Annotated in this window: 23 protein-coding genes; 9 read left to right on the forward strand and 14 right to left on the reverse strand. The window is 71.8% G+C overall.

Annotated features, from left to right (window positions below; translation table 11 throughout):
- Positions 1 to 228: 228 nt before the first annotated feature.
- Together ACFWFI_RS12150 and ACFWFI_RS12155 are read left to right on the forward strand one after the other, a co-directional pair.
- A complete protein-coding gene (locus ACFWFI_RS12150; protein ID WP_387388224.1) occupies positions 229 to 810 on the forward strand; it encodes an RNA polymerase sigma factor in 582 nt (193 codons plus the stop codon).
- Complete coding sequence (locus ACFWFI_RS12155; RefSeq protein ID WP_387388225.1) at positions 807 to 2087, forward strand: zf-HC2 domain-containing protein; 1281 nt, start codon at positions 807 to 809, stop codon at positions 2085 to 2087. The genes ACFWFI_RS12150 and ACFWFI_RS12155 overlap by 4 nt, the downstream gene beginning before the upstream one ends.
- A 20-nt stretch (positions 2088 to 2107) precedes the next feature.
- On the opposite strand, the gene purU is transcribed toward ACFWFI_RS12155, so the two are convergent.
- Both purU and ACFWFI_RS12165 read right to left on the reverse strand, forming a co-directional pair.
- Positions 2108 to 3007 (reverse strand): formyltetrahydrofolate deformylase, encoded by a 900-nt coding sequence (gene purU / locus ACFWFI_RS12160; protein WP_387388227.1) that lies wholly within the window; start codon positions 3005 to 3007, stop codon positions 2108 to 2110.
- 28 nt (positions 3008 to 3035) lie between these two features.
- On the reverse strand, positions 3036 to 3482 hold the full coding sequence (locus tag ACFWFI_RS12165; protein WP_033297487.1) for an SCO4402 family protein: 447 nt from the start codon (positions 3480 to 3482) through the stop codon (positions 3036 to 3038).
- 174 nt (positions 3483 to 3656) lie between these two features.
- On the opposite strand from ACFWFI_RS12165, the gene ACFWFI_RS12170 reads away from it, so the two are divergent.
- Complete coding sequence (locus tag ACFWFI_RS12170; protein WP_387388229.1) at positions 3657 to 4925, forward strand: ABC transporter substrate-binding protein; 1269 nt, start codon at positions 3657 to 3659, stop codon at positions 4923 to 4925.
- A gap of 56 nt (positions 4926 to 4981) precedes the next feature.
- Here ACFWFI_RS12170 and ACFWFI_RS12175 read toward each other — a convergent pair whose 3' ends face one another.
- Together ACFWFI_RS12175 and ACFWFI_RS12180 are read right to left on the reverse strand one after the other, a co-directional pair.
- A complete protein-coding gene (locus ACFWFI_RS12175; RefSeq protein WP_387388231.1) occupies positions 4982 to 6475 on the reverse strand; it encodes a hypothetical protein in 1494 nt (497 codons plus the stop codon).
- 160 nt (positions 6476 to 6635) lie between these two features.
- A complete protein-coding gene (locus ACFWFI_RS12180) occupies positions 6636 to 8018 on the reverse strand; it encodes a transcriptional regulator (protein ID WP_387388233.1) in 1383 nt (460 codons plus the stop codon).
- A gap of 254 nt (positions 8019 to 8272) precedes the next feature.
- On the opposite strand from ACFWFI_RS12180, the gene ACFWFI_RS12185 reads away from it, so the two are divergent.
- From ACFWFI_RS12185 to ACFWFI_RS12195, 3 genes are read left to right on the forward strand one after another with little or no spacing between them, the layout of a single operon-like run.
- Positions 8273 to 8950 (forward strand): bifunctional DNA primase/polymerase, encoded by a 678-nt coding sequence (locus ACFWFI_RS12185; protein ID WP_387388235.1) that lies wholly within the window; start codon positions 8273 to 8275, stop codon positions 8948 to 8950.
- A gap of 38 nt (positions 8951 to 8988) precedes the next feature.
- A complete protein-coding gene (locus ACFWFI_RS12190) occupies positions 8989 to 9813 on the forward strand; it encodes an ABC transporter ATP-binding protein (protein WP_387388237.1) in 825 nt (274 codons plus the stop codon).
- A complete protein-coding gene (locus tag ACFWFI_RS12195; RefSeq protein ID WP_387388238.1) occupies positions 9810 to 11453 on the forward strand; it encodes a transporter in 1644 nt (547 codons plus the stop codon). Before ACFWFI_RS12190 ends, ACFWFI_RS12195 begins: the two co-directional genes overlap by 4 nt.
- A 58-nt stretch (positions 11454 to 11511) precedes the next feature.
- Here ACFWFI_RS12195 and ACFWFI_RS12200 read toward each other — a convergent pair whose 3' ends face one another.
- Positions 11512 to 12405, reverse strand: a complete 894-nt coding sequence (locus ACFWFI_RS12200; RefSeq protein WP_387388240.1) for an alpha/beta fold hydrolase — start codon at positions 12403 to 12405, stop codon at positions 11512 to 11514.
- Between the two features lie 643 nt (positions 12406 to 13048).
- Positions 13049 to 13741: a metal-dependent transcriptional regulator gene (locus ACFWFI_RS12205; protein ID WP_383116616.1), complete on the reverse strand. Its 693-nt coding sequence runs from the start codon at positions 13739 to 13741 to the stop codon at positions 13049 to 13051.
- Between the two features lie 208 nt (positions 13742 to 13949).
- On the opposite strand from ACFWFI_RS12205, the gene ACFWFI_RS12210 reads away from it, so the two are divergent.
- Positions 13950 to 14705: an SIS domain-containing protein gene (locus ACFWFI_RS12210; protein ID WP_387388242.1), complete on the forward strand. Its 756-nt coding sequence runs from the start codon at positions 13950 to 13952 to the stop codon at positions 14703 to 14705.
- A 55-nt stretch (positions 14706 to 14760) separates the two neighbouring features.
- Here the strand turns inward: ACFWFI_RS12210 and ACFWFI_RS12215 are convergent, their stop codons facing one another.
- The gene (locus ACFWFI_RS12215; protein ID WP_387388244.1) at positions 14761 to 16149 is read right to left on the reverse strand and encodes a PAS domain-containing protein; all 1389 of its coding nucleotides are present in this window, start codon (positions 16147 to 16149) and stop codon (positions 14761 to 14763) included.
- A 383-nt stretch (positions 16150 to 16532) separates the two neighbouring features.
- Entirely contained in the window at positions 16533 to 17318 is a 786-nt protein-coding gene (locus tag ACFWFI_RS12220) for an SDR family oxidoreductase (protein ID WP_387388246.1), read from the reverse strand.
- A gap of 102 nt (positions 17319 to 17420) precedes the next feature.
- On the opposite strand from ACFWFI_RS12220, the gene ACFWFI_RS12225 reads away from it, so the two are divergent.
- On the forward strand, positions 17421 to 18029 hold the full coding sequence (locus ACFWFI_RS12225) for a TetR/AcrR family transcriptional regulator (RefSeq protein ID WP_387388247.1): 609 nt from the start codon (positions 17421 to 17423) through the stop codon (positions 18027 to 18029).
- Between the two features lie 4 nt (positions 18030 to 18033).
- On the opposite strand, the gene pdxH is transcribed toward ACFWFI_RS12225, so the two are convergent.
- Positions 18034 to 18666: a pyridoxamine 5'-phosphate oxidase gene (gene pdxH, locus ACFWFI_RS12230; RefSeq protein ID WP_387388248.1), complete on the reverse strand. Its 633-nt coding sequence runs from the start codon at positions 18664 to 18666 to the stop codon at positions 18034 to 18036.
- Positions 18667 to 18923: 257 nt separating this feature from the next.
- On the opposite strand from pdxH, the gene ACFWFI_RS12235 reads away from it, so the two are divergent.
- Complete coding sequence (locus tag ACFWFI_RS12235; RefSeq protein WP_387388250.1) at positions 18924 to 20033, forward strand: citrate synthase 2; 1110 nt, start codon at positions 18924 to 18926, stop codon at positions 20031 to 20033.
- A gap of 109 nt (positions 20034 to 20142) precedes the next feature.
- On the opposite strand, the gene ACFWFI_RS12240 is transcribed toward ACFWFI_RS12235, so the two are convergent.
- The 5 genes from ACFWFI_RS12240 to ACFWFI_RS12260 all read right to left on the reverse strand — a co-directional run.
- Entirely contained in the window at positions 20143 to 20745 is a 603-nt protein-coding gene (locus tag ACFWFI_RS12240; RefSeq protein WP_387388251.1) for a TetR/AcrR family transcriptional regulator, read from the reverse strand.
- On the reverse strand, positions 20733 to 21467 hold the full coding sequence (locus ACFWFI_RS12245; RefSeq protein WP_387388253.1) for an enoyl-CoA hydratase family protein: 735 nt from the start codon (positions 21465 to 21467) through the stop codon (positions 20733 to 20735). Before ACFWFI_RS12245 ends, ACFWFI_RS12240 begins: the two co-directional genes overlap by 13 nt.
- The gene (locus ACFWFI_RS12250) at positions 21464 to 23041 is read right to left on the reverse strand and encodes a 4-coumarate--CoA ligase family protein (protein WP_387388254.1); all 1578 of its coding nucleotides are present in this window, start codon (positions 23039 to 23041) and stop codon (positions 21464 to 21466) included. Before ACFWFI_RS12250 ends, ACFWFI_RS12245 begins: the two co-directional genes overlap by 4 nt.
- Positions 23042 to 23123: 82 nt before the next feature.
- A complete protein-coding gene (locus ACFWFI_RS12255) occupies positions 23124 to 24290 on the reverse strand; it encodes an acyl-CoA dehydrogenase family protein (RefSeq protein ID WP_387388255.1) in 1167 nt (388 codons plus the stop codon).
- The coding region (locus tag ACFWFI_RS12260; RefSeq protein WP_387388256.1) for an acyl-CoA carboxylase biotin carboxyl carrier protein subunit at positions 24287 to 24878 on the reverse strand (592 nt) is incomplete at its 5' end. The genes ACFWFI_RS12255 and ACFWFI_RS12260, both read right to left, overlap by 4 nt.

A 24878-nucleotide genomic window follows, 5' to 3' on the forward strand; every position in this document is an offset into this window, starting at 1 on the left:
GCTGCCCCCGTACCCGCCCGTGAAACCCTCTTCCACCCACCGGCCTGACGCAGGATTCATCCAGAAATGATCACTTCAGGATCGTTTATGCGACCAGGAAAGGGCAAGGGGTGAAGCATTCCCTATCATCCGGCGCCACTCGAGGGACGTACTTGCCGGAAAGGTGCGTGCTCGGACTATGCCGCCGACTACATTCGACGTGACGAGAGGCACAGGGCTGGGGGCTGGATGGCGAAGGACGCACCACCGCGCTGGGACCGCCGGATGCAGCAGCGGCTGGCCCGTGGCGAGGCGGCGGCGCTCGGCGAGCTCTACGACCGGTTCGCCGCCCTCGTCCACAGCCAGGCCCACCGCATGCTCGACGACGAGGACGCGGCGGACCAGGTGACGCGCGAGGTCTTCGGCTACGTCTGGGAGAACCCCGACGCGTACGACCCCAAGCACGGCTCCATGCGCTCCTGGGTGGCGCGGCTCACCCATCGCCGGTCCGTGCAGCGGATCCGCAGGACGCACGGCGGGGCCGAGGGGCCCGAGGCGGACGGGCGGGCCGAGGAGCTGGAGCACCGGGTGCTCAAGGCGACCGCCGCGGCCCGCGCCGACTACATCGTGGCCTCCATGCCCGCGCCGCTGCGCGCCGCGCTGGAGCTCGCGTACGTCCAGCGCCGGGACTACCGGCAGGCCGCCGCCGACCTCGGCGTAACCGGGGACGAGGCGAGGCGCCGGCTGCGGCTCGGCCTTCAGCTGCTCTCCACCGCGAACACCCGGCCGTCGGCGGACTCGGCGCCTCCCGGATACGGGCCGACACCATGAGCGGCGGCCACGGCGGCGACGGCCGCGACGGGGAGAAGCCGGTCGAGCGGCGCATACCCGGTCCCCGGGCGGCGGCGGACGACCAGGAGACGCTGCCCCCGGTCCGGTCCGGAGGCCAGGCACCGGCGAAGCCGCCCGAACCGCCCGAACCACCTGAACCACCCGCCCCGCCGCTCCCCCACAAGGTGCTCAAGTCCCTCCTCGGCGCCTGGGCCCTGGCCGCCTGCTCCGCCGAGGAGACCGCGGCCGTCGAGGATCACCTCACCTCGTGCGCGCCCTGCGCCGACGAGGCGCTGCGGTTGCGCGACGCCGTGGGGCTGCTGCACACCGACGGCACCCTGGACCTGGACCCGATGCTGCGGTCCCGGGTCCTGGAGGGCTGCCTGGGCCGCCGTCCCGCGCGCATCCCCGTCCCGCCGTGGGCGGCCCCGTACGACGCGGAGACCGCACGGCTCGACGCGCTGCTGCGGGACTTCGGCGACTCGGAGTGGCACGCGCCGGTGCGGCTGAAGTGGTTCGAGGGCGACCGGCAGGTGAACCGCAAGACGACGGTCGCCGGGGTGATCGGCCACCTGATGGCCGTCGACGGTCTGGTCTCCAGAGCGCTCGGCCTGGACGATCCGCTGGGCAAGGGAGACGGCTCCCTTCCACCGACCCCGACAGAGCGCACCGAGACGTACTGGTCGGCCGCTCTCCGGCCGCCCACCCGGACCGTACGGGCGCCCTGGCGCGACCAGAGCCACTCCCTCGTCCGTACGGTCTCGTTCGCCGGCCGCGGCGTCGCGGAGCTCTCCGTCCCGTACGGGGACTTCGCGCTTCCGCTGCAGGACTCGCTCCTGGAGCGGGCCTTCGAGTGCTGGGTGCACGGCGGTGACATCGCGGACGCGGTGGACTACCCCTACGAGCCGCCCGCCGCCGCCCATCTCCACCGGATGATCGACCTGGCCGCCCGGCTGCTGCCCGCCACCCTCGCCGAGCGCCGCCGCGCGGGGCTGGCCGCACCGGCCCGCCATCTGGTCACCGCGGGGTCCCCGGGCCGCTCCCTCCACCTGGAGGTCGAGGGCCGCGGTGGTGGCGACTGGTACATCGCGCTGGACTCACCGGCCGCCCTCGGCTCCCCCGCCCACACGGTCGCGCAGGTCGCGCTCGACGGCGTGGAGTTCTGCCGGCTGGTCGCCGGCCATGTGCCGCCGGTCGAAGCCGCGGCCGGCCAGGAGGGCGACCGCGAGGCGATCCGCGACGTCCTGTTCGCCGCGGCCTCCCTCAGCCGGCTGTAGGACCGCGGGCTGCCGGGTCGCTAGGGGAAGACGACCGTGCGGCGGCCGTTGAGCAGGATGCGCCGCTCCGCGTGCCAGGTGACCGCGCGGGCCAGCGCCTGGCACTCCACGTCGCGTCCGACGGCGACGAGCTGGTCCGGCGTGACGCCGTGCCCGACGCGCTCGACCTCCTGCTCGATGATCGGCCCCTCGTCGAGGTCGGCGGTCACGTAGTGCGCCGTCGCGCCGATCAGCTTCACACCGCGCGCATGGGCCTGGTGGTACGGCTTCGCGCCCTTGAAGCTCGGCAGGAAGGAGTGGTGGATGTTGATGATCCGGCCGCTCAGCTGCTTGCAGAGGTCGTCCGAGAGCACCTGCATGTAGCGCGCCAGGACGACGAGTTCGACGTTCTCCCCGCGGACCAGCTCCAGCAGCTGAGCCTCGGCCTCCGGCTTGTTCTCCCTGTTCACGGGGATGTGCCGGAAGGGGACGCCGTACGAGGCGACGAGCTCGGCGAAGTCGGTGTGGTTGGAGACGACCGCCACGATCTCGACCGGCAGGGCACCGGTGCGGGAGCGGAACAGCAGGTCGTTGAGGCAGTGCCCGAACTTGCTGACCATCAGCACGATCCGCATCCGGTCGCTCGCCCGGTGGATCTGCCAGTCCATCCGGAAGGAGTCCCCGATCGCGGCGAAGCTGGCGCGCAGCTTGTCCACGGTGACCGTGGCGTCCGCCGAGAAGTGGACCCGCATGAAGAAGAGACCGGTGTCGTGGTCGCCGAACTGCTGACTGTCCTCGATGTTGCAGCCGGTCATGAAGAGATAGCTCGACACGGCGTGCACGATGCCCTGCTTGTCGGGGCAGGAGAGCGTGAGGACGTACTGCTCGGAGACGGTCTCCGAGGCAGCGGATACGGATTCGGCGGGCTGCGGCGCGGTCATTCCCGTAGGGTGCCACACCGCCCGGCGGTCACGCCGATCTGGTCATGATGCGGAGCACGTCCAGGGAGCGTGGCGGGGTGTCCGGGTCCTCCGCGTCGTTGGTGGCGAGCATCACATGGGCCTCGCGGGCGGCCACGACCGCCTCCTGCCAGCCCGGATGTTCCAGATAGGCGGAGACGGGGGCGTCGGCGCCTATCTGGTGCATGATGCGCAGCACCCGCAGGGCGGCGACGTCCACGAGGGCGGCCTCGGCCGAGTCGCGGAAGATCGTTCCCACGTATTTCTCGGCGGACCAGTTGTCCAGCCAGGTGTCCTCGACCAGGCGGTACACGGCGTCGGTGACGTCGCCGTACCCTTCCCGGCCGGCCAGCCAGCACTCGTGATGGAAGACGGGGTCGGAGAGCATGTGCAGCGCCGAGCGCACGTTGCTGCGCCAGCGCCACCACGGCATGTCATTGAGCGGCATGCCGCCCATGGTGGAGGAGCGACGGCCGCGACGGGAAGTGTTCTCCGAACCTTGCTGCACGGTTGCCGATCGTACGTTCCCTTGCCGAGGCCGTGCACGGCCCCCCGTAATTCACCTCCACGTCACCGTGCGTTGACCACAGCACACTGTGGCGTTACCCCTGAACCGCAAAAGTTCATGCCCATGACCGGATGGCGACGCCTCACCTCCCCCCGCCCCTACAAGCTCCTCACATCGGCGGCGGCCGGGGCACTGCTGATATCCGGCTGTGGTGTCCTCCCTGGAGTCCCGGGGGGCTCCAGGGAGCCCGTCACGGTCATGACCTGGGCACCCGACACCACCGGAGCCGACGCGGTGAACATGGCGGGCATGCCGGCCATGGCGAGGACCTACGCCCGCTGGATCAACGAGAAGGGCGGGATCGGCGGCCACGAGCTCCGGGTACTCACCTGCAACGAGCAGGACACCGCGGTCGGGGCATCGAAGTGCGCGCGGCGGGCGGCGGACGAGAACGTGGCGGCGGTCGTCGGCTCGTACAGCAGATACGGGCGGGCGTTCCTGGCCCCGCTGGAGGCAGCCGGAATCCCGTACATCGGCGGTTACGGCGCCTCGGCCGACGAGTTCACCAGCTATCTCTCCTACCCGGTCAACGGCGGCCAGCCCGCGCTCGTCGCGGGCAACGGCGAGCAACTGGCAGCCAGTTGCGAGCGGGTGTCGCTCGTGCGGCCCGACACCCTGGTCGGCGACACCATGCCCGGACTCCTCGACACGAGCCTCGGCAGGAGCGACCGCCCCGCGGCCTACGACATCAGCGCCGCCGAGGAGGCCACGTCGTACGAGACCGAGGCGGCAAAGGCCCTCGACAAGGCGGGCGACGGCTGTGTGACCGCGGTGCTCGGCAAGGGCACGGAGACCTTCTTCGACTCCTTCCGCCGGCTCGAACCCGAGGACAGCGAGGTACGGATCTCGTCCGTGCTCGGCAGCGTCGGCCAGGGCCTCATCGACCGCTCGGGCGGGCCGGACAGCCCCTTCGAGGGGGCCCTCGTCACCGGCTGGTACCCGGAGTCCGGCGATGCCCGCTGGAACGAGATGCGCGAGGTGATCCGGAAGTACGCCTTCGGGGACAACCGGATCGATCCCTCGGACACGGGCGTGCAGACGACCTGGATCGCGTACACCGCGCTCAAGGCGGTCGTCGAGGCGATGGACCGGTCGGACATCACGGCGAGCGGGGTCTCCGTCAGCCTCAACCGCGGCACCGAGGTGGACACCGGCGGACTCACGCCGGTCCTGCGCTGGCGGTTCCAGGACATGGTCGGCACAGCCGCCTACGGACGCATCGTCAATGGGCGGGTGACGTTCCAGGTGGTCCGTGACGGGCGGCTCACCGCGGAGAAGAAGGGCTTCGTGGACGTCACGCAGACCCTCGTCAACGCCCGTTCGGGCGGCTGACGACGCTCACCGGCCTCCGGCCCGAGGTGGGAACACCCGGGCCGGCGGCCACCGCGTCAGAGCTGCGTGGGGGCGCGCTCGGTCAGCCCGTACTTCTGCGCGATGGAGTTCCACAGCCCCGAGGCCTTCCGCTTGGCCGTGGTGGCCTCGCCGCTCGACACGTTGGCCTTGTTGTACTCGTCGGTCGAACGGGCCTTGCCGCCCTTGCAGACCTTCTTGCCGTCCTTGGCCTGACCGGCCCACGCGGCGTAGTGGTCGTCGGCCTCGGCCGACGCCTGCCAGGCCTTGGTCAGAGATGCCTTGAGCTCGGCGTGGTCCGGGAGCTGGTCCACGCTCAGCGCCTCGAGCCGGGTGACCAGACCGCGGCGCTGCTCGGCCGCCCCCGTCAGATCGGTGGCCGCCTGGTCCAGTGCACGGCAGTTCTTGATCTTCTCCACGGCGCTGATCACCGCCGCGCGGCTGTCGTTGCTGTCCGCGAGCAGCTTGTCGAGCGCCTCGGCCTGGGGCTTCGCGGGGTCGGCCGCCTGCGCGGAGGTGTCGCCCGGCGTCGAACTCTGCGCGGCCACCGGCTGCTTGTCGTCCGAGGGGCTGTCGTCGCCCCCGCTCATCAGGGCGCCGGCGCCGAGCCCGATGACGGCGCAGCCGATGACGACGGCCGCGATCAGCGGGATGTGCGCGGACCGTCTGCGCGGCGCGCCACCGCCCTCGTCCGGCTCCTGCCCGCCGTTCCCGCCATGTCCGCCGTATCCGCCGTCCCCGCCGTGGAGGCCCTGCAGGCCCGACTGGTAGGGCTGGGCGGCCTGCGGCGGCTGCTGGGCACCCTGGCGGGGATGCTGGGGCTGCTGCTGGTGTCCGGCGAAGCGGGGCATCTGCTGTGTGGCGCCCGCGGGCTCCCCACTGCGGAAGAGGCTGTCGAACTCCGCGGGCGGCTGCCGGTCGCCCGGGGCTCCCGGCCGGATTCCGTACGGAGCGCCGCCGGGCACCGGGGGTATGAACTGCGTCGCGTCGGCGTCGGACTGCTGTGCGGGCGCGGCGTTGTGGCCCAGGTACTGGGTGGATTCCGCCGGGCGCTCGGGAGGCAGCCCTCCGGGGAGGGGTCCGCCGGGAACGGGCGCGATGTACTGCGTGGCGTCCGCGTCACCACCCTGCCCCATGCCCTGTCCCGTGGGAGCGGACTCGGGCGGCAGGGGCTGGGCATACTGCTGCGGCTGCTGCGCCTGCTGGTACGAATTCTGCTGGTACGAGTCCTGCGGGGGCGCGTAGTGCTGCTGCGAGGGCTGGTACTGCCCGTGCTGCGGCTGCTGGTACGCCCCCTGCTGGTGCTGCTCAGGTGGCAGCTGCCCCGGCGGCGGGCCGTCCTGGTGCGCGGCCTGCGGCCCCCAGGGCTGGCCCCACGGCTGCCCGCCGGCGGGGGCGGCCTGGTCCGGCTGCCCGCTCGCCGGCCCCCCTGCGTTCCAGGGGGCACCACCCTCCGCGGGCAGCACGACACCTTCGTGCGCGGGCCGTACAGCGGGAAGCTGCTGCTCGTCACCCTGTCCGCTCTGCGTCACCGGGACTCCTACGTGTGAACCTATGGAATCGTCGGCTCACGCTACCGGGTGTCCGGAGTCCGGCGCCAAGCGCCCAAGGGCGCTCACCACCCCTTCACACGGCGGGTAACGCATGAGGCACCCACGGCGCTGTTCATGGTCAACTCGCCGAAGTGGCCGGTCAGGCGGCCTGGAGCTCCAGCCTGGCGCCGAACTCCCGGACCGCGGGCTCGTCCCCGTACGGCTCGAACCGCTGCTGGAGGTCATCGAGATATTCGGCACCCCGGCTGGAGCGCACCGTCGCCAGCAGTTCCATCGCCCGCAGCCCCGTGTGGCACGCCTGCTCCACCTCGCGCTGCTGCACCTGCGCCGTGGCCAGCAGCACCAGACCGATGCCCCGGCGGCGGGTCCGGGACTCCGGAAGGGCTGCCAGGGCCTCCTTCGCCCGGCGGGCGGCCGGCTCGGCCTGCCCCAGGTCACGGTGGCAGTGCGCCAGCTCGTCGGCGAGATAGCCCGCGTCGAAATGGGAGATCCAGGCGGGGTCGTCGCCCTTGTCCGGGTCGGCCTGCTCCAGTGCGGCCAGCGCCCGGCTCGCCGCGACCTGGCAGGTGCGGGCATCGCCCATCAGCGCGTGGCCCCGGGCCTCCGCCGCATGGAACATCGACTCCGCCCGCGGGGTCACCCGCCCCCGCGCGCCCTCCTGCGCGGCCCGGGCCAGCTGGGCGATCTCGCGCGGGTTGCCGAGCTGGGCCGCGAGGTGGCTCATCGAAGCCGCCAGCACATAGCCCCCGTAGGCGCGGTCGCCCGCGGCCTGGGCCAGGCGCAGCGCCTGGATGTAGTAGCGCTGGGCCAGCCCCGGCTGACCGGTGTCGACGGCCATGTACCCGGCGAGCTCGGTGAGCCGGGCGACCGCGCCGAACAGTTCGCGGCCGACCGATTCGCGGTACGACCCCGAAAGGAGCCCGGACACCACGCTGTTGAGGTAGTGCACCAGTACGGGCCGCACATGTCCGCTGCCGAATCGGTGGTCCAGGTCGACGAGCGCGGCCGTCATCGCCCGCACCGCCGCCACGTCCGGCATGCCGACCCTGCTCCCGGAGGTCCGCGCCACCTGCGGGTCGGCGCCGGTGATCAGCCAGTCCCGGCTGGGCTCGACCAGGGCCGAGGCGGCCACCGACGATCCGGACAGCAGGTCCCGGCGGCCCACGTCGCTGCGCCACAGCTCGCAGACCTGCTCGACGGCGCCGAGCACGGTGGGCGCGAACTGCAGACCGACCCCGGAGGCCAGGCTCTTGCCGTTGGCCATGCCGATCTCGTCGATCGTGACCGTACGGCCGAGTTTGCGTCCGATCGCCTCGGCGATGATTCCCGGCGCCCTGCCGCGTGGTTGCTGTCCGCGCAGCCAGCGGGCCACGGAGGTCTTGTCGTAGCGGAGATCGAGCCCCCGCTCCGCCCCGACCATGTTGACCCGGCGTGCGAGGCCGGCGTTGGAGGACGCCGCCTCCTGGATGAGCGTCTGCAGCCGTTCGTTCGGCTGGCGGGCGACGAGAGGCCTGGCTGCCATATTTCCCCCTGAGACCGCAGTGATTCAGTGAAGGCATCACTGCCCGGCACGGCACAAGAAATGCGCATATTCATCTGTATCGGGTACGAGCGGTGGCGAGTTGGCACAGTCCTGCAAGTGGTTACCCGCACACCGGTGCGCTTCCTCCCACGCGCCCCCGACCGTGCACCCGTGCGCCCCATGTGCAGGATCGATCCGTCGCGAAGGGCGCGCGTGCGCCCGTAACCCCAGGTGGCGCCGGGAGTTGAGTGGGCGTGGAAGAGCCCATCGGAGTGACGGAAGCCGCCCAGGTCCCCCAACAGCGAGGTGAACAGCTGCTCGAGGCCGCTGCCTGGTACGCCCAGGAGCGGCACTGGGACGTGTTCCCGGGAACCTGGCTCGAGGCCGTCGGAGGGGCGGAGCGCTGCTCTTGCGGTGACACCGGCTGCGCCGCCCCCGGGGCCCATCCCACCCGGCCGGACTGGGCGGGCCAGGCGACCGGCAGTGCCGCGGCGGCCCGCCGGATGTGGTCCAGGCAGCCCGGGTCGGCGGTCCTGCTGCCCGCCGGCCGGACCTTCGACGCCCTGGACGTACCGGAGTCCGCAGGCTTCCTGGCCCTGGCCAGGATGGAGCGGATGGGCCTGACGCTCGGCCCGGTGACCCGCACCCCCGACCGCCGGATGCTGTTCTTCGCCCTGCCGGGCGCCGCGGCCAAGGCACCCGAGCTCGTGCGCCACCTGGGCTGGGACGCCGAGGCGCTCGGCCTGGTGGGGCGCGGCGAGGGCCATTACGTGGCCGCGCCGCCGACCCGGGTGGCCGGGCGCGGGGCCGTGCAGTGGGCCCGCCGCCCCTCCCGCGCCAACCTGTGGCTGCCCGACGCGGACGAGCTGATCAGCCCGCTCGCGTACGCCTGCGCCCGGGAAGCGGCCGACGCCCGGACACGTCTTTCGTAGGGTGGTCCCCACAGGCGGGGATATCGAAAGGCAGTGCCATGCCGGACCAGGCGGACAGTGCGGGCGCGACGGACACGGCGGGTGTGGCTACGACGCCTGCGCCCGCCGTGCGGGTGGAGGGGCTGTGGAAGCGGTTCGGGGAACAGGTCGCGGTCTCCGGAATCGATCTGGAGCTGCCCGCAGGCAAGTTCATCGGCCTGGTGGGCCCCAACGGCGCGGGGAAGACCACCACGCTCTCGATGGTGACCGGACTCCTGCGGCCCGACATGGGCCGGATCGAGGTCGGCGGCCACGACGTGTGGCGGGACCCGGTCGAGGTGAAGTCCCGGATCGGGGTGCTGCCGGAGGGGCTGCGGCTCTTCGAGCGTCTATCGGGGCGTGAACTCCTCGGCTACACGGGCAGGTTGCGCGGGCTGCCCGGCGCGGAGGTGGACAAGCGTGCCACCCAGCTGCTCGACGTCCTGGATCTCGCGGGGGCGCAGCACAAGCTGGTCGTGGACTACTCGACCGGTATGCGGAAGAAGATCGGGCTGGCGTCCGCGCTGCTGCACAACCCCGAAGTCCTTTTCCTCGACGAGCCGTTCGAGGGCGTCGACCCGGTGTCGGCGCAGACCATCCGCGGGGTGCTGGAGCGCTACACGCGCTCCGGCGCGACCGTGGTCTTCTCCAGCCATGTGATGGAACTCGTCGAGTCCCTCTGCGACTGGGTGGCCGTCATGGCGGCGGGACGGATCCGGGCCCAGGGCACGCTGGCCGAGGTACGCGGTGAGGCCGCCTCCCTGCAGGACGCCTTCCTCGAACTGGTCGGCGCGGGCGCCCGGGACACCGGGCAGTCCCTGGACTGGCTGGGCGGTGCCCGATGACGGTGCTGGACGCCCCGGCGGGTGCCGCGGTCCCGGCCGTACGCGGCCAGGGGCTCGTCCCCGTCTTCGTACGGCTCAAGCTGACGCTGCTGCGCAACGGACTGCGCCAGTCGTCCGGGCGGCGTGCCGCCTACATCGCGTCCCTCGTCGTGACGGTGCTGTTCGCGGTGGGCCAGGTGATCGGCCTGGTCGCGCTGCGCGGCCACGCGCAGGCGGGCACCCTGGTGGTGCTGCTGACCGCGGTGGTGGCGCTGGGCTGGGCGGTGATGCCGCTGTTCTTCCCGAGCGGCGACGAGACCCTGGACCCGAGCCGGCTGGTGATGCTGCCGCTGCGGCCCCGTCCGCTGATCGGGGCGCTGCTGGCGGCGTCGCTGATCGGCATCGGGCCGCTCTTCACGCTCGCCCTGGCCCTCGGCTCGGTGATCGCGGTGGCGCACGGAGCGGCCGCGGCGGTGTTCGGGGTGATCGCCGTGCCGCTGACGCTGCTGGTGTGCGTGGCGCTGGCGAGGTCCGTCGCCACGGCCAACATCCGGCTGCTGACCTCCCGCAAGGGCCGCGACCTCGCGGTGCTCAGCGGGCTGGTGATCGCGGTGGGCATCCAGTTCGTCAACTTCGGCGCGCAGCGCCTGGGCCGGGCGGGCGGGCTGTCCTCGCTCGAACCGGTCGCGGACGTGGTGCGCTGGCTGCCGCCGGCCTCGGCTCTCGGGGCGGTGGGGTCAGCCTCCGAGGGGGCGTACGGAGCCGCGCTCGGGCAGCTGCTCCTCTCGGTGCTCGCGCTGGGCGGCCTGATGTGGCTGTGGGAGCGGAGCCTCGTGAAGCTGATGACGACGCCGGACGGCTCCACGATCGCCGCCGCCGAACCGTCGGCCGGCCGTTCCGGCACGGGCCGCTCCGGTGTCTTCTCGCTGCTTCCCGAGGGGCGCACGGGCACGGTGATGGAGCGGAGCCTGAGGTACGTCGTACGGGATCCGAAGACCAAGGCGGCCTGGGTGACGGCGCTGGCCATCGGGCTGATCGTGCCGGTGCTCAATGCGGTGCAGGGTTCAGGGTCCGTCTACTTCGCGTGCTTCGCGGCCGGGATGCTCGGCATGCAGATGTACAACCAGTTCGGGCAGGACACCTCCGCCTTCTGGATGGTGGCGCTGTCGGTGTCCTCGACCCGGGACGCCTTCCTCGAACTACGGGCGCGGGCGCTGGCCCTGCTGCTGATCACCCTGCCGTACACGGTCCTGGTGACGGTGGTGACCGCGGCGGTGCTCGGGGACTGGGCGGCGCTGCCGGGGGTCATGGGGCTGTCGTTCGCGCTGCTCGGCGCGATGCTGGCGACGGGCGCCCTGGCGTCGGCGCTGTTCCCGTACTCGATTCCGCAGGACGGGGCGTTCAAGAACGTCGTGCCGGGGCAGGCAGGGCTCGCCTGGATCTCCATCCTCGGCGGCATGGTGGCGGCCGCGGTGCTCAGCGGGCCGGTGATCGCGCTGACGATCTGGCTGCACGTGGCGGGCCGTCAGGACCAGCTGTGGCTCCTGTTGCCGGTGGGAGCGGTGTACGGGGCGTTCATCGGGTGGTTGGGCGTACGGCTGGCGGCGCCGCGCACGGCGGACCGGCTCCCGGAGATCCTGGCCGCGGTCAGCAAGGGCTGAGGGCCGGGCCACAGGGGCATACGGGACTACGCGGCCGACGGGGACGGGACGTCCGGGATCAGGAGCTGACGGGTTCCCTGTCGTCCCGGAAGCCCTCGGCGAGCTGCTCCAGGAAGGGCTCCACCGCCCTGCGCCAGTCCTCCGGCCGGTCGTAGTGGACGAGATGGCCGGCGTCCTCCACCTCGGCGTACTGCCCGCGCGGCAGGACGCGGACCATCTCCTGGGCCTCGGCCCTGCCCAGCTCTCCGTCGATCCCGCGGAGGACCAGTGTGGGGCAGCGCACCTGCGCCAGCTCCTCCCAGTGGGCGTCGTAGACCCACGTGGCCCGGGACGTCAGCATCTGCTCCTGGGAGAAGACGGGCCGCCAGCCGTCGGAGCCCTCGGCCATCACCTCGGCGAAGAACTCACCGCGCGAGGGGTTGGGCCGTTCCACCCAGGGGTCGTCCTCGCCGAACCACTTCCGCACCTCGGCGAGCGTCGCGAAGGGGAGCGGCCAGGCGTTGAACCAGTCCTCCCATTCGCGCTGCGAGGCCGCCCCGAGCGCGGAGGCCCGCATGTCGCAGACGATCAGCGCCTTGACGAGATCGGGGCGCTTCGCGGCGAGCTGCCATGCGGTGAGCGCACCCATCGAGTGCCCGATGAGGGTCACGGGGGCGAGGTCCAGCTGTTCGATCGCGGCCTCGGCGTCCGCGACGTAGGCGTCGCGGGTGTACGGGCCGTCGGCCGGCTTCCCACTGCGCCCGTGGCCTCGCTGGTCGAGGCCCACCGGCCGGTGGCGTTCGGAGAGCCAGCGGGCGGTGGAGGCCCAGTGCGTGGCCCGGCCCATCAGCCCGTGCAGCATTAAGATCCCGGGGGCCTGCCCGGACTCCGCGCGCCCTTTGGGCGGATCGGCGAACTCCCAGGCCGCGAGGCGTACGCCGTCCGACCCGGTCACATCGATGCGCCGCACCATAGGTTCTGGCGCCCCCTTCTGGTCCTCGATCACCGTGTGTTCGTGCGTGCCAGACTATCGAACCTTTATTCGAAAACTCGCTTCCGGCTCGCAACATCCCACGTTTGAGTGACAGCGGTTCAGGATTGACGACGGCCCCCCAGGGGAGACCTTCTCCGGGAAGCGGACCACTCGGGGACAGGGGTCCGCGGGGACTGACCTCGAGAGCTCGGGGCTCCGGGTCAGCGCAGGGGAGGACCGGCCCCGGCACCTTCGGGCGCCGGGGCCGCCCCCTGTCCAGGAACACATGGGTCCGCGCTCACGGCGGACCACCGGGGCGACGCGAGGGCGCACCACGGTAGATCGAACGCCCCGCAGGGCCATGCGGGCCCGGGGGAGCATGAGGGCGTCGGAAAGCCCGGCAGTCACCTCACGGTGCACGTGCCAGTGCGACGGGCGCATTCCCTGCTCCCTCCCCGACCGCGCGGCAGATTCCGCCGGCGCCCTCAGGTCATATGCCTGGCCACAGCCTGGCACGCGTTTCGCCCGGGCGCTGCGATTCCGGGCGGAAAACAGAAAGCGGGCTTACCGGTTCACATCTGCACGTGCATCCGCACCGGCGCCTGCACTTGCGTCAGGCCGCCGATGCGCGCACAACCGCTGATCAGCGCTTCGCGACGAAGACGTGCGAGGCGACCTCGGCGTCCAGCTCGGCCGCCTCACCGCTGGAACCGACCAGCACCCCGCCGGCCGACTCGGTCACGCTGACGACCGAACCGGGCTGCACGCCCGCCCGCCGCAGCGTGTACATCAGCTGTGCGTCGGTCTGGATCGGCTCACCGATCCGGCGCACGACCACGGTCTTGCCCTCCGCACCCGGGTCGAGCTCGGCCAGGCTCACCATGCCCTCGTCCAGGAACGGATCTGCCTCGGACTTCTCGCCCAGCTCCTCCAGGCCCGGGATCGGATTCCCGTACGGAGACTCCGTCGGGTGCCGCAGCAGCTCCAGCACCCGGCGCTCCACGGCCTCGCTCATCACGTGTTCCCAGCGACAGGCCTCGGCGTGGACCTGCTCCCACTCGAGGCCGATGACGTCGACGAGCAGGCACTCGGCGAGCCGGTGCTTGCGCATCACCCGTGTCGCCAGGCGGCGCCCCTCCTCGGTCAGCTCCAGGTGGCGGTCGCCCGCGACCTGGACCAGGCCGTCCCGCTCCATACGCGCCACCGTCTGGCTGACCGTCGGACCACTCTGGTCCAGCCGTTCGGCGATCCGGGCGCGCATGGGGACCACGCCTTCCTCTTCGAGCTCGAGGATGGTGCGGAGATACATCTCCGTTGTGTCGATCAGTCCGGACATACGTGCCCCTCGATGCTGTGACATGAAGTCGTCGTGCGATGGCCCTGCACCAATTCTGACGCATAGCACCGACAACCGTGCCCCGCCGTCGGGAGTCCGTGCGGACGACCGGTCCCGGGCGCTATTGACAGCCCACTGGTCCAGACCGCAACGTGATCCGCGACACGGGCACCGCACGGACCCCCCACCCGCAGGAAAGGCCTCCTCGATGAGCGACAGCAAGCTCGCCGGTCAGTTCTTCGACGCAGCGATCGGCCTGCTGGAGCGGGTGCGCGACGAGGAGTCCGGATCGATCGCCGCCGCGGGAGCTGCGATCGCGGACACCGTCGCCGCGGGCGGCCGGCTCTTCGCCTTCGGCGCCGGGCACTCCTCGCTCGCCGCACAGGACGTCGTCTACCGGGCGGGCGGACTGGCCCTGATGAACCTGCTCGCGGTGCCCGGCACCGTCGGCGTCGACGTCATGCCGGCCACGCTCGGCTCGGCGCTGGAGCGGGTGGACGGTCTCGCGAGTGCCGTGCTCGATTCCAGCCCGGCCCGTTCCGGCGACCTGCTGGTGATCATCTCCCTGTCCGGGCGCAACGCGCTGCCCGTGGAGATGGCACAGAACGCGCGTGCGCTCGGACTCACGGTCGTCGGGGTCACCTCGGTCGCGTACACGACGGGCACCAAGTCCCGGCACGCCTCGGGCGGATTCCTCCGGGACCACTGCGACATCGTGCTGGACAGCAAGATCGCGATCGGTGACGCGGAACTGGCGACGGAGGGCGTCGAGACGCCCTTCGCGCCCGCTTCGACGGTCGTCACCAGCGCTCTGATGCAGGCCATGATGGCCACCGCGGCGGAGGAGCTCGTCGCCCGCGGAATCGAACCGCCGCTGCTGCGCTCGGGCAACGTCGACGGCGGGCACGAGTGGAACGGGCGTGTGATGCGGGAGTACGGCGACCGCATCTTCTACCGGCACTGAGCGGCACGGCGGCCCCGCACCCGCCCGGTGCTCACGGTCTGACGCGCCGTCGCGCTCAGGCGCCCGGCCCGTCCGTCAGCCGGGCCAGGTCGACCGCCGAGGCGACCCGGACCGCCACGCTCTCCGCGTACATCACATCGGGGCGTTCGAACGCGCTGCGGTTCGCCGCGCGCAGGAACGTCACCACCCCCAGCGTCCGCCCCCGGCTCCGCAGCACCGCGCACAGGGCGTGCACCGAGTCACCCGGCCACTGGTGCTCCACCGCCCACGCCTCGCCCGCACCCGCCGGCGCGGCGGCGCGGACGGAGCCCGCGCGCTCCACGGCCTGGAGTGCCGGGTGCCCCGGCGCGTACCGCACCGGGAGCGAGCCACCGGAGACCGGCAGGCAGGGCCCCGGCGCGTCGGACGGCGTGGCCGCGGCCCGTACGAGCCGCTCCCCCGCCGCCGGACCGGCCAGCAGATCGACGACCACATGGTCGGCGAACCCCGCCAGGGCGTAGTCCAGCGACGTGGTCGCCGCCTCCATAGGGTCCTCGCACTCCGCAGCCTGGCGGGCCGCCCGGTGCAGCTGGTTCGCACGGAAACGCACCCGGTCCGCTTCCTGCTCCGCGAGCTTCGCCGCTGTGACGTCCCGGAACAGCCAGCCGACCCCGAGCGGGACCGGCTCCTCCGTGAGCGGCGAGGCCAGCCGCAGGAACCCGCTGCGCCAGCAGCGCCGCCGGTCACCCTCGGCTGTCCGCAGGGTCACCCACAGCTCGGCCGGGGCGGGCGGCGCACCCTCGGCGAGGACATGCTGCAGCGCGCCCTCCAGATCCTCGACGCCCTGCACGATCAGCTCGCCCAGCGGGCGTCCCAGCAGCGTGGTGCGCCCGCCGCCCAGCGCCCGGGCGGCGTACGCGTTGACCACGGTCGGGCGCAGGTCGACGTCGACGGCGACCACGCCCCAGGACGCGTCCTCGAACAGGGCCTCGCTGAGCGCGATGGAACGCTCCAGATCGATCTGCGCGTGCACCTCGCTGAACGCGCAGTACACCCCGGCGGGCTTCCCGTCCTCGCCGCGCACCCCCGACGACTGGGTCCGTACGAGGACGCGCCCGCCGTCCTTGCGCAGCAGCGCGAACTCGTGGACCTGTCGCCCGGGTGCGTCCATGACGGCCAGCAGCCGCCCCTGCACGTCGCCCGCGTCCGCGCTTCGCACGGCCCACCCCGCGAAGCCGCGCCGCCCGACGGCTTCGGCGGCGGTCCAGCCGAGGATCCGTTCGGCCTCACGGTTCCAGTGGGTGATGGTGCCGTTCGCGTCGAACGCGCAGAGCGCGGCGTCCATCCCGTCGAGCAGCGCGGCGAGAAGCCGGGACCCCGGAATCGCCGCCGTCGACGGCTCCCGCTCGGGGTCCTCGTCCGGACCGAGCGCGTCGGTGGTCCCGGTGCTCCTGGAAGCACTCACTCCGTACCTCCTGCAGGGCGTATTCCGCTTCGCGTTCCGCATTGCCGCACGTCAGACCATTGAACTCGAACGTGAGCCACCACACAGCCACTTCCAGGAAATCCGGTGTCCACCGGTGGTCCCGTTAATTCGGTTGTGCGGCCGCGGGGACGTTCCTAGGCTGTGGGCACACGCTGAAAGGAGGTGATCCGAAAAGTGCAGTCTTATCGGATTCGTGAGGTGGCTGCGGGCTGACAGCCCGTCGTCGCACACCGTGCACCTCGGCAGGTTGTCTGCCGAAACCCAAGCAGTCACCGACCCGCAGGCTCGCCGGTAAGTCCGGCCGGCTCCTCCGCAAGGAGGGACCAGAGCCTGCGGGTTCCTGCGTTGTCCGGCAGGGTGACTCAGTACTGCTCGGACTGGCCTCCGTCGATCGGGATGACCGTGGCGTTGATGAAGCCGGACTCCTCGGAGAGCAGGAACGCGACCAGGTTGCCGACCTCCTCCGGCCTGCCGAAGCGCTTCATCGGGTTGACGCTGACGAAGGCCTCGCCGGCCTTCTCCCAGTCGTCCGCGTCGATCTGCTTGAGCGAGGCCTCGACCATCGGGGTCATGATGGCGCCGGGGGCGATCGCCTTGACGGACACGCCGAACTGTCCGTACTCCACACCGGAGTTCCGGGTGAGGCCGACGACGCCGTGCTTGGCCGCCGCGTAGCCGGACTGGTTGCCCACGCCCCGTATGCCGCCGACGGAGGCCGTGTTCACGACGGCGCCTGAACCCTGGCCCTTCATGACCGGGAGCACGTACTTGAGGCCGAGGAACACACCGCGGAGGTTGACCGAGACGACGCGGTCGAACTCGTCGGCGCCGAAGTCCTGGGTGAGGTTCTGCTTGCCCTCGATGCCGGCGTTGTTGAAGAAGCCGTCGATGCGTCCGTAGGCCTCGACCGTGGCGGAGACGTACCGCCGCGCGTCTGCCTCGGAGCTGACGTCGGCGGTGATCCGCAGGACCTCCGCACCGGGGGCCGCCTTCTCCACCTCGGCCGCCGTGTCGGCGAGGCCCTGCTCGCTGACGTCGACGAGGGCCAGCCTGGCGCCTTCGGACGCGACCCGGACGGCCGCCGAGCGGCCGAGACCCGAACCGCCGCCGGTGATGAGGACGACCTTGCCGCTGAACCGGTCTTCCATGACTGAACCTCCACGCTGAGATGTGCCGAATGACACTAGACTAGACAGTACGTACAGTCTAAATATTCCGGCTGTGCCCGAAGCCCCGCTCCCGGAGGTCCCATGGACGACGACCGCCCCGCCGCCTCACGTCCCCGGCGCGGCCCTCATCGCGACCCGGACGCCCATGAGGCCGTCCTGAAGGCCACGCGCGAGCTGGTGGCCGAGCTCGGCTACAAGGGCGTGACGATGGACCGCATCGCCTCACGGGCCGGGGTGGCCCGGATGACGGTCTACCGCTGGTGGCCGAACAAGGCGGCGGTGATCACCGAGGCCGTCGCGGACCGGCTCGCCCCGGGCCCGGCTCCCGATACGGGCGACGTCCGCGAGGACGCGCTGCTCTGGCTGCGGAATCTGGTGCGGACCCTGACCCTGCTCGGCGACCCCAGCGTGGTGACGGGTGCGCTGACCGAGCGCGGGGAGCCCGGGCGGGCCGAGCTGCGGGACCTGCTCAAGGCACACGCCGAACCCGCCGCGCGGCTGATGCGGAACGGCGTGGCCCGGGGCCGGTTGCCGGAGGGGCTGCCGCTGGACGCGATCGTGGACAGCTGGATCGGTTACGTCGTGTACCGGACGGTGTTCCTGGGCCAGGAGATCACCGAGGCCGACCTTCTCGACCTCGTAAGGCTCCTGCCGCCGCCTCCCGGTCCGTCCGGCGGGGAGGCGGGCTGACGGGTCACGGGCAGAGGCGCTCCACGCGCCAGTCGGCCTCCGGGCTCTCCCGCACGTACCGCAGCCGGTCGTGCAGCCGGTTCTCGTGGCCCTGCCAGAATTCGATCGCGTCGGGCACGACGCGGAAGCCGCCCCACTGCGGAGGCGCGGGGACCTTCTCGCCCTCCGGGTAGCGGGCCGCGAGCTCCTCGTAGCGGCCGACCAGCTCCTGCCGGGAACCGATCACCGTCGACTGGTCGCTCGCCCAGGCGCCCAGCTGGGAGCCGTGGGGTCGGGTACGGAAGTACGCCACGGTCTCCTCGCGTCCGACGCGGACCGCGGTGCCGGTGACGACGACCTGGCGGGCGAGCGGGTGCCAGGGGAAGAGCAGCGAGGCGTACGGGTTCGCCGTCAGCTCGCGGCCCTTGCGGGATCCGTAGTTGGTGAAGAAGACGAAGCCGCGGGCGTCGTAGTGCTTCAGCAGCACCGTCCGCGAGGACGGCCGGCCCCGCGGGTCGGCCGTGGAGACCACCATCGCGTTGGGCTCGTGCAGCGCGCCGCCCCCGGCGACCTGGCGGAACCAGTGGGCGAACTGGTCCATCGGGTCTGCGGCGAGATCCTTCTCGGTGAAGTCCTCGGAGCGGTACTGCTCGCGCATCGCGGCCGGATCGGTGGTGCAATCGGATGACGGGACGCGAGAGGAGGCGGAAGCGGAAGACGGAGTGGCATCTGCTGTGGGCACGGGGCCATCCTGCCGCAGCGGGCCGGTTTCCCTGCGGGGAGGGGCGCGATCGCCGGTCCGCGAGCCGGGAGGCTGTGCCGGACGTCACCCTTCCCCGCGTCGTGGTAACCCGCCAGTATCGTGGACAGGCCTTCGTGGCCTTCTCACAGCCGCCGAGTCGAGGGAGCCGCCCGATGTCCGACTTCGTACCCGGACTTGAAGGAGTCGTCGCGTTCGAGACGGAGATCGCCGAGCCCGACAAGGAAGGCGGCTCGCTCCGTTACCGCGGCGTCGACATCGAGGACCTCGTCGGCCACGTGTCGTTCGGCAACGTCTGGGGTCTGCTGGTGGACGGGGCGTTCAACCCCGGTCTGCCGCCCGCCGAACCCTTCCCGATCCCCGTGCACTCCGGCGACATCCGCGTCGACGTACAGTCCGCGCTCGCCATGCTGGCCCCGGTGTGGGGTCTGAAACCGCTGCTCGACATCGACGAGGAGACCGCGCGCAACGACCTGGCGCGGGCCGCGGTGATGGCACTGTCGTACGTGGCCCAGTCGGCCCGCGGCCAGGGGCTGCCGATGGTCCCGCAGAGCGAGATCGACAAGGCGGAGTCCGTGGTGGAGCGGTTCATGATCCGCTGGCGCGGTGAGCCGGACCCGAAGCACGTCAAGGCAGTCGACGCCTACTGGACGTCGGCCGCCGAACACGGGATGAACGCCTCGACGTTCACCGCCCGCGTCATCGCCTCCACCGGTGCGGACGTCTCGGCCGCCCTCTCCGGAGCGGTGGGCGCCATGTCGGGCCCCCTGCACGGCGGCGCCCCCTCCCGGGTCCTCGGCATGATCGAGGAGATCGAGCGGACGGGCGACGCCACGGCGTACGTGAAGCAGGCGCTGGACAAGGGCGAGCGCCTGATGGGCTTCGGCCACCGCGTCTACCGCGCGGAGGACCCCCGGGCCCGCGTCCTGCGCCGCACGGCCCGTGAGCTGGCCGCCCCGCGCTTCGAAGTCGCGGAGGCCCTGGAGAAGGCGGCCCTGGAGGAGCTCCACGCCCGCCGTCCGGACCGTGTCCTGGCGACGAACGTCGAGTTCTGGGCGGCGATCGTGCTGGACTTCGCCGAGGTCCCGGCGCACATGTTCACGTCGATGTTCAGCTGCGCCCGCACAGCCGGCTGGTCGGCGCACATCCTGGAGCAGAAGCGGACCGGCCGCCTGGTGCGCCCCTCGGCGACGTACGTCGGCCCCGGCACGCGCGACCCCCGCGAGATCGAGGGCTACGACCAGCTCGCGGACCTGGCGAACTGAGGGGGCGGGGGAGGCAAATTGTTGGTCGTAGGGAGGCTACGGACGCCCATGTCGGACATATAGTGCCGCTGTCTGTCCCTGCCTTCCCAGCGAGTCCTGGCCGGCGGCGTCAGCCGAGCGCCTCGTCCAGGAGCGCCGCCCACTGGGCGACCACCTTCTCCCGCCGCGCCCTGTCGTCCGTCAGGACATTGGCCAGGCCCAGGCCGCGGGCCATGTCGAGGAGGCCCTGGACCGTCTCGCGCACCCCGGGCCGGGCCTCGTCGGCGCGCAGGAGTTCCACGGCGATCCGGTGGGTCTCGCGGCCCACGCGGGCCTCCAGCTCCGTGACGCGGGGCCTCAGCTGGGCTTCGTTCGAGGCGGCGACCCAGAGCTGGAGCGCGGCCCGGAAGAGCGGGCCCGTGTAGAGGTCGACCAGGGCGGCGACCACCGCCGTGCGGCCCTGGACGGGCAGGGCGCGCAGGGCGGCGGAGCGTTCCTCGGCGACGTATTCGACGGCGCCGGTGAAAAGGTCCTCGCGGGTGGGGAAGTGGTGCTGCGCCGCGCCCCGTGAGACCCCGGCGCGTTCGGCGACGACGGAGACGGTGGAGCCTGCCCAGCCGTGTTCGGCGAGGCAGGCGACCGCGGCTTCGAGCAGCCGCTGGCGGGTGACGCGGCTGCGGTCCTGCTTGGGGGACTTCGCGGCGGGGGTTCTGGGAGGTGTCACAGCACCCATGAGGGATCCCGTCGTTCCAGGAAGGCCGTCATCCCCTCCCGTGCTTCGTCGGAGGCGAAGAGCGCTGCCGAGCGGGCGATGAGGTCTTCGGAGTACTGGTCGAAACTCCTCAGCACAGTAGCCGTGACCAGCTCCTTCGATGCCGTCAGCCCCTGGGGCGACGCTCTGCGCAGTCCGTCGAGTACCGGTACGAGCGCCTTGTCCACATCCTCGGCGGCGAGGCTCACGAGACCGATGCGCGCGGCCTCCGTCGCGTCGAAGCGTTCCCCGGTGAGGTAGTAGCGGGTGGCGGCGCGCGGGTCGAGGCGGGGCAGCAGGGGCAGGGAGATGACGGCGGGGGCGAGGCCCAGGCGGGACTCGGTGAGGGCGAAGGTGGCGTCCGGTCCCGCCGCCGAGATGTCGCACGCCCCGAGGAGCCCGAGGCCGCCGGCCCGGACGTGGCCGGTGACCCGGGCGACGACGGGTTTGGGCAGGGCTACGATCGCGCGCATCAGGGCGACGAACGCCGCCGGTTCGGGCGGTGCGGTCAGGTCGGCGCCCGCGCAGAAGGTGTTGCCGGTGTGGGTGAGGACGACGGCCCGTACGGCGTCGTCGCCCGCGCAGCCGGCCAGGGCTTCGGAGAGCTCGCCGACGAGGCCCGCCGAGAGCGCGTTGCGGTTGGCCGGCGAGTCCAGGGTGAGGGTGGTGATGCCCCGGTCGTGGGACGGGGGTGCCAGGGTCATCGCTGCTTCTCCCTGTCGCGCAGCTCGCGCCGCAGGATCTTGCCGGACACCGCGCGGGGTACGGCCTCGATGAACTCGACCTGTCTGACCTTCTTGTAAGGGGAGACCTGCTCGGCGACGTAGGTGATGACGTCCTCCGCCGTGAGGTCTCCGGCGCCGGGCCGGCGGACCAGATAGGCCTTGGGCACCTCGTTGCCGTCGGCGTCGTAGACCCCGATGACGGCGGCGTCGGCGATCGAGGGGTGGGTGAGGAGGAGGGCCTCCAGGTCGGCGGGGGCTACCTGATAGCCCTTGTACTTGATGAGTTCCTTGACCCGGTCGACGACGTACAGCCAGCCGTTCGCGTCGACCCGGCCGACATCGCCGGTGTGCAGCCAGCCGTCGGTGTCGATCATGGCGTCGGTGTCCTCGGGGCGGCCGAGGTAACCCTTCATCACCTGGGGGCCCCGGATGAGGATCTCGCCGTCGGTGCCGCTGCCGACGTCGATGCCGGGGTCGGTGAGCGAGACGATCCGCATCTCCGTGCCGGGCAGCAGCTTTCCGACGGTGCCGGGCGGCGGGTTCTCCGCGTCGAGGGGGACGACGTGCGTGCCGGGTGAGAGCTCCGTCATGCCGTAGGCCTGCCGTACGGCGGGGACGCCGAGCCGGGTGGAGCAGGCGACGGCGAGTGCGGCGTCCAGGGGTGCGGCGGCGCTGACGATGTACTCCAGCGACGAGAGGTCGTAGTCGCCGACGAGCGGGTGCTTGGCGAGGGCCAGGACGATGGGCGGGGCGACGTACAGGCCGGTGATGCGGTGGGTCTGGATCGTTTCGAGGAACTGGGCGAGGTCGAAGCGGGGCAGGACGACGACCGTGGCGCCGTAGCGCAGCGGCCCGTTCATGAGGGCAGTGAGCCCATAAATGTGAAAAAAGGGAAGAACCGCCAGGATCCGGTCGCGCTCACCGAGGGGGACGAAGGGCCGCAGCTGCTCCAGGTTGGTGGCGATGGAGCGGTGCGTGAGCATGACGCCCTTGGGGGTGCCGGTGGTGCCCGAGGAGTACGGGAGTACGGCGATGTCCTCGGCCGGGTCGAAGGCGATCTCGGGTTCGGGGGCCGTGGAGCCCAGCATGTCGAGGACGGAGGTGTGGCCCTCGGCCTGGTCGCAGACGTAGATCTCCTCGATGCCGCCCGCGAGTTCGGCCGCCCGGCGGGCGGTGTCCAGGAGCGGGGACACGGTGACGATCCAGCGGGCGGCCGAGTCCTCGAGTTGTTTCGCGAACTCCTCGGGTGTGGCGAGCGGGTGGATCGTGGTGACGGTGGCGCCGGCCCGGGTCGCCCCGTAGAAGACGGGCGGGTAGGCGATCGTGTTCGGGCTGTGCAGGGCGAGGACGTCGCCCTTGCGCAGGCCGGCCGAGGCGAGGTACGCGGCGATACGCCGGTGGAAGGTGTCGAGCTGGCCGTAGGTGACGGTCATTCCGTTGGTGCCGTCGATCAGGGCGGGCGTGTCACCGAAGTCCGCGGCGTTCCCGAGGACCGCTTCGTGGATGGGTGTTTCGAGGGGCTGGACGTCTGCGTACTCGCTGTGGAACACCATGGCGGTCCCCTTCGACGCGGGTGGAGAGCCAGAATCGCCCCTGCCGGGGGCGGATGGGGAGACCCGGGAGCGACCGAAGTCCTCAGTACGACTTCGGCAGGCCGAGGGTCTGGTGGGAGACGTAGTTGAGGATCATTTCCCGGCTGACGGGCGCGATACGGGAGACACGCGCGGCCGTGACCAGGGAGGCGAGCCCGTATTCGCGGGTCAGGCCGTTTCCGCCGAGGGTGTGGACGGCCTGGTCGACGGCCCTGACGCAGGCTTCCGCGGCGGCGTACTTCGCCATGTTGGCGGCCTCGCCCGCGCCGATGTCGTCGCCCTCGTCGTACAGCTTCGCGGCCTTCTGCATCATCAGGCGGGAGAGCTCCAGCTCGATGTGCGCCTGGGCGAGCGGGTGCGCGATGGCCTGGTGGGCGCCGATGGGCGCGCCCTTCCAGACGGTGCGGGTCTTCGCGTATTCCACGGCCCGCTCGACGGCGTAGCGGCCCATACCGATGGAGAAGGCGGCGCCCATGATGCGTTCCGGGTTGAGTCCGGCGAAGAGCTGGAGCAGTCCCGTGTCCGCCTCCTCGCCGACGAGTGCGCCGGCGGGCAGCCGTACGTCGTCGAGGACCAGCTCGAACTGCTTCTCGGCGGCCTGCAGTTCCATGTCGATGTGGGTGCGGGTGAAGCCGGGGACGTCGCGGGGGACGATGAAGAGGCAGGGCTTGAGGCTGCCGGATTTCGCGTCCTCGGTGCGGCCGACGATCAGTGTGGCGTCGGAGATGTCGACGCCGGAGATGAAGACCTTGCGGCCGTTGAGGATCCAGTCCCCGCCGTCGCGGCGGGCCGTCGTGGTGATGCGGTGCGAGTTGGATCCGGCGTCGGGCTCGGTGATGCCGAACGACATGGTCAGGGAGCCGTCGGAGAGGCCGGGGAGCCAGGCCCGCTTCTGGGCCTCGGTGCCGAAGCGGGCGATGACGGTGCCGCAGATCGCCGGGGAGACGACCATCATGAGGAGGGGGCTGCCGGCGGCGCCGAGCTCTTCCAGGACGATGGAGAGCTCGGCCATCCCGCCTCCCCCGCCGCCGTACTCCTCGGGGAGGTTGACGCCGAGGTAGCCGAGCTTGCCCGCCTCGGACCACAGTTCGCGGGGGTGTTCGCCCTTGCGGGCCAGGTCGGTGGTGTATTCGCGGCCGAAGCGCCTGCCGAGGGCGGCGACGGCGGCACGGAGGGCCTTGTGCTCTTCGGTTTCGAGGACGGTGCTCATGGGGTCGTCTCCTCCTGGTGCACGGGTGCGTGCGCGGGTGCGTGCGCGGATGCGTCCTGTACGACGGCGAGCAGAGCGCCGACCTCGACCTGGAGTCCGGGGGCGGCGTGGAGCGCGGTGAGGGTGCCGGAGGCGGGGGCGAGGATGCGGTGTTCCATCTTCATCGCCTCCAGCCAGATGAGCGGCTGCCCGGCCTCGACGGCCGCGCCGGGGGCCAGTCCATCGGCGAGGCGGACGACGGTGCCGGGCATGGGAGCGAGCAGTGAGCCGGGTTCGGTGCGTTCGGCGGGGTCGGTGAAGCGCGGCAGGGCGGTGAAGGCGTACGAGCCGGACGTGGTGTCCACATAGGCGCGGTCGCCGTGGGCGGTGACGGTGAAGTGCCTGGTCACACCCCCGGTTTCGAGGACGACCGCGCCGGGGAGGGCGGCGAGGACCCGCTCGCCCGATCCGGGGGCCGGGGTGCCGTCCCGGCCGGTGCGGTAGGCGATCTCGTACTCGGTGCCGTCGGGCTCGGCCCGGTAGCGCCTGGTCTGCGGCTGCGACGCCAGGTTGCGCCAGGCGCCGAAGCGGGCGGGGCCCGTCCCGCCC

This window comes from Streptomyces sp. NPDC060209 (assembly GCF_042728155.1).
Classification (GTDB): domain Bacteria; phylum Actinomycetota; class Actinomycetes; order Streptomycetales; family Streptomycetaceae; genus Streptomyces.

What these genes read in the sequence shown, in the direction of transcription:
- ACFWFI_RS12150 (WP_387388224.1), top strand. Translation starts at nt 229, where the DNA reads ATGGCGAAGGACGCACCACCGCGCTGGGACCGCCGGATGCAGCAGCGG.
- ACFWFI_RS12155 (WP_387388225.1), top strand. Translation starts at nt 807, where the DNA reads ATGAGCGGCGGCCACGGCGGCGACGGCCGCGACGGGGAGAAGCCGGTC.
- purU (WP_387388227.1), bottom strand. Translation starts at nt 3,007, where the DNA reads ATGACCGCGCCGCAGCCCGCCGAATCCGTATCCGCTGCCTCGGAGACC.
- ACFWFI_RS12165 (WP_033297487.1), bottom strand. Translation starts at nt 3,482, where the DNA reads ATGGGCGGCATGCCGCTCAATGACATGCCGTGGTGGCGCTGGCGCAGC.
- ACFWFI_RS12170 (WP_387388229.1), top strand. Translation starts at nt 3,657, where the DNA reads ATGACCGGATGGCGACGCCTCACCTCCCCCCGCCCCTACAAGCTCCTC.
- ACFWFI_RS12180 (WP_387388233.1), bottom strand. Translation starts at nt 8,018, where the DNA reads ATGGCAGCCAGGCCTCTCGTCGCCCGCCAGCCGAACGAACGGCTGCAG.
- ACFWFI_RS12190 (WP_387388237.1), top strand. Translation starts at nt 8,989, where the DNA reads ATGCCGGACCAGGCGGACAGTGCGGGCGCGACGGACACGGCGGGTGTG.
- ACFWFI_RS12195 (WP_387388238.1), top strand. Translation starts at nt 9,810, where the DNA reads ATGACGGTGCTGGACGCCCCGGCGGGTGCCGCGGTCCCGGCCGTACGC.
- ACFWFI_RS12200 (WP_387388240.1), bottom strand. Translation starts at nt 12,405, where the DNA reads ATGGTGCGGCGCATCGATGTGACCGGGTCGGACGGCGTACGCCTCGCG.
- ACFWFI_RS12205 (WP_383116616.1), bottom strand. Translation starts at nt 13,741, where the DNA reads ATGTCCGGACTGATCGACACAACGGAGATGTATCTCCGCACCATCCTC.
- ACFWFI_RS12210 (WP_387388242.1), top strand. Translation starts at nt 13,950, where the DNA reads ATGAGCGACAGCAAGCTCGCCGGTCAGTTCTTCGACGCAGCGATCGGC.
- ACFWFI_RS12220 (WP_387388246.1), bottom strand. Translation starts at nt 17,318, where the DNA reads ATGGAAGACCGGTTCAGCGGCAAGGTCGTCCTCATCACCGGCGGCGGT.
- ACFWFI_RS12225 (WP_387388247.1), top strand. Translation starts at nt 17,421, where the DNA reads ATGGACGACGACCGCCCCGCCGCCTCACGTCCCCGGCGCGGCCCTCAT.
- pdxH (WP_387388248.1), bottom strand. Translation starts at nt 18,666, where the DNA reads ATGCGCGAGCAGTACCGCTCCGAGGACTTCACCGAGAAGGATCTCGCC.
- ACFWFI_RS12235 (WP_387388250.1), top strand. Translation starts at nt 18,924, where the DNA reads ATGTCCGACTTCGTACCCGGACTTGAAGGAGTCGTCGCGTTCGAGACG.
- ACFWFI_RS12240 (WP_387388251.1), bottom strand. Translation starts at nt 20,745, where the DNA reads ATGGGTGCTGTGACACCTCCCAGAACCCCCGCCGCGAAGTCCCCCAAG.
- ACFWFI_RS12245 (WP_387388253.1), bottom strand. Translation starts at nt 21,467, where the DNA reads ATGACCCTGGCACCCCCGTCCCACGACCGGGGCATCACCACCCTCACC.
- ACFWFI_RS12250 (WP_387388254.1), bottom strand. Translation starts at nt 23,041, where the DNA reads ATGGTGTTCCACAGCGAGTACGCAGACGTCCAGCCCCTCGAAACACCC.
- ACFWFI_RS12255 (WP_387388255.1), bottom strand. Translation starts at nt 24,290, where the DNA reads ATGAGCACCGTCCTCGAAACCGAAGAGCACAAGGCCCTCCGTGCCGCC.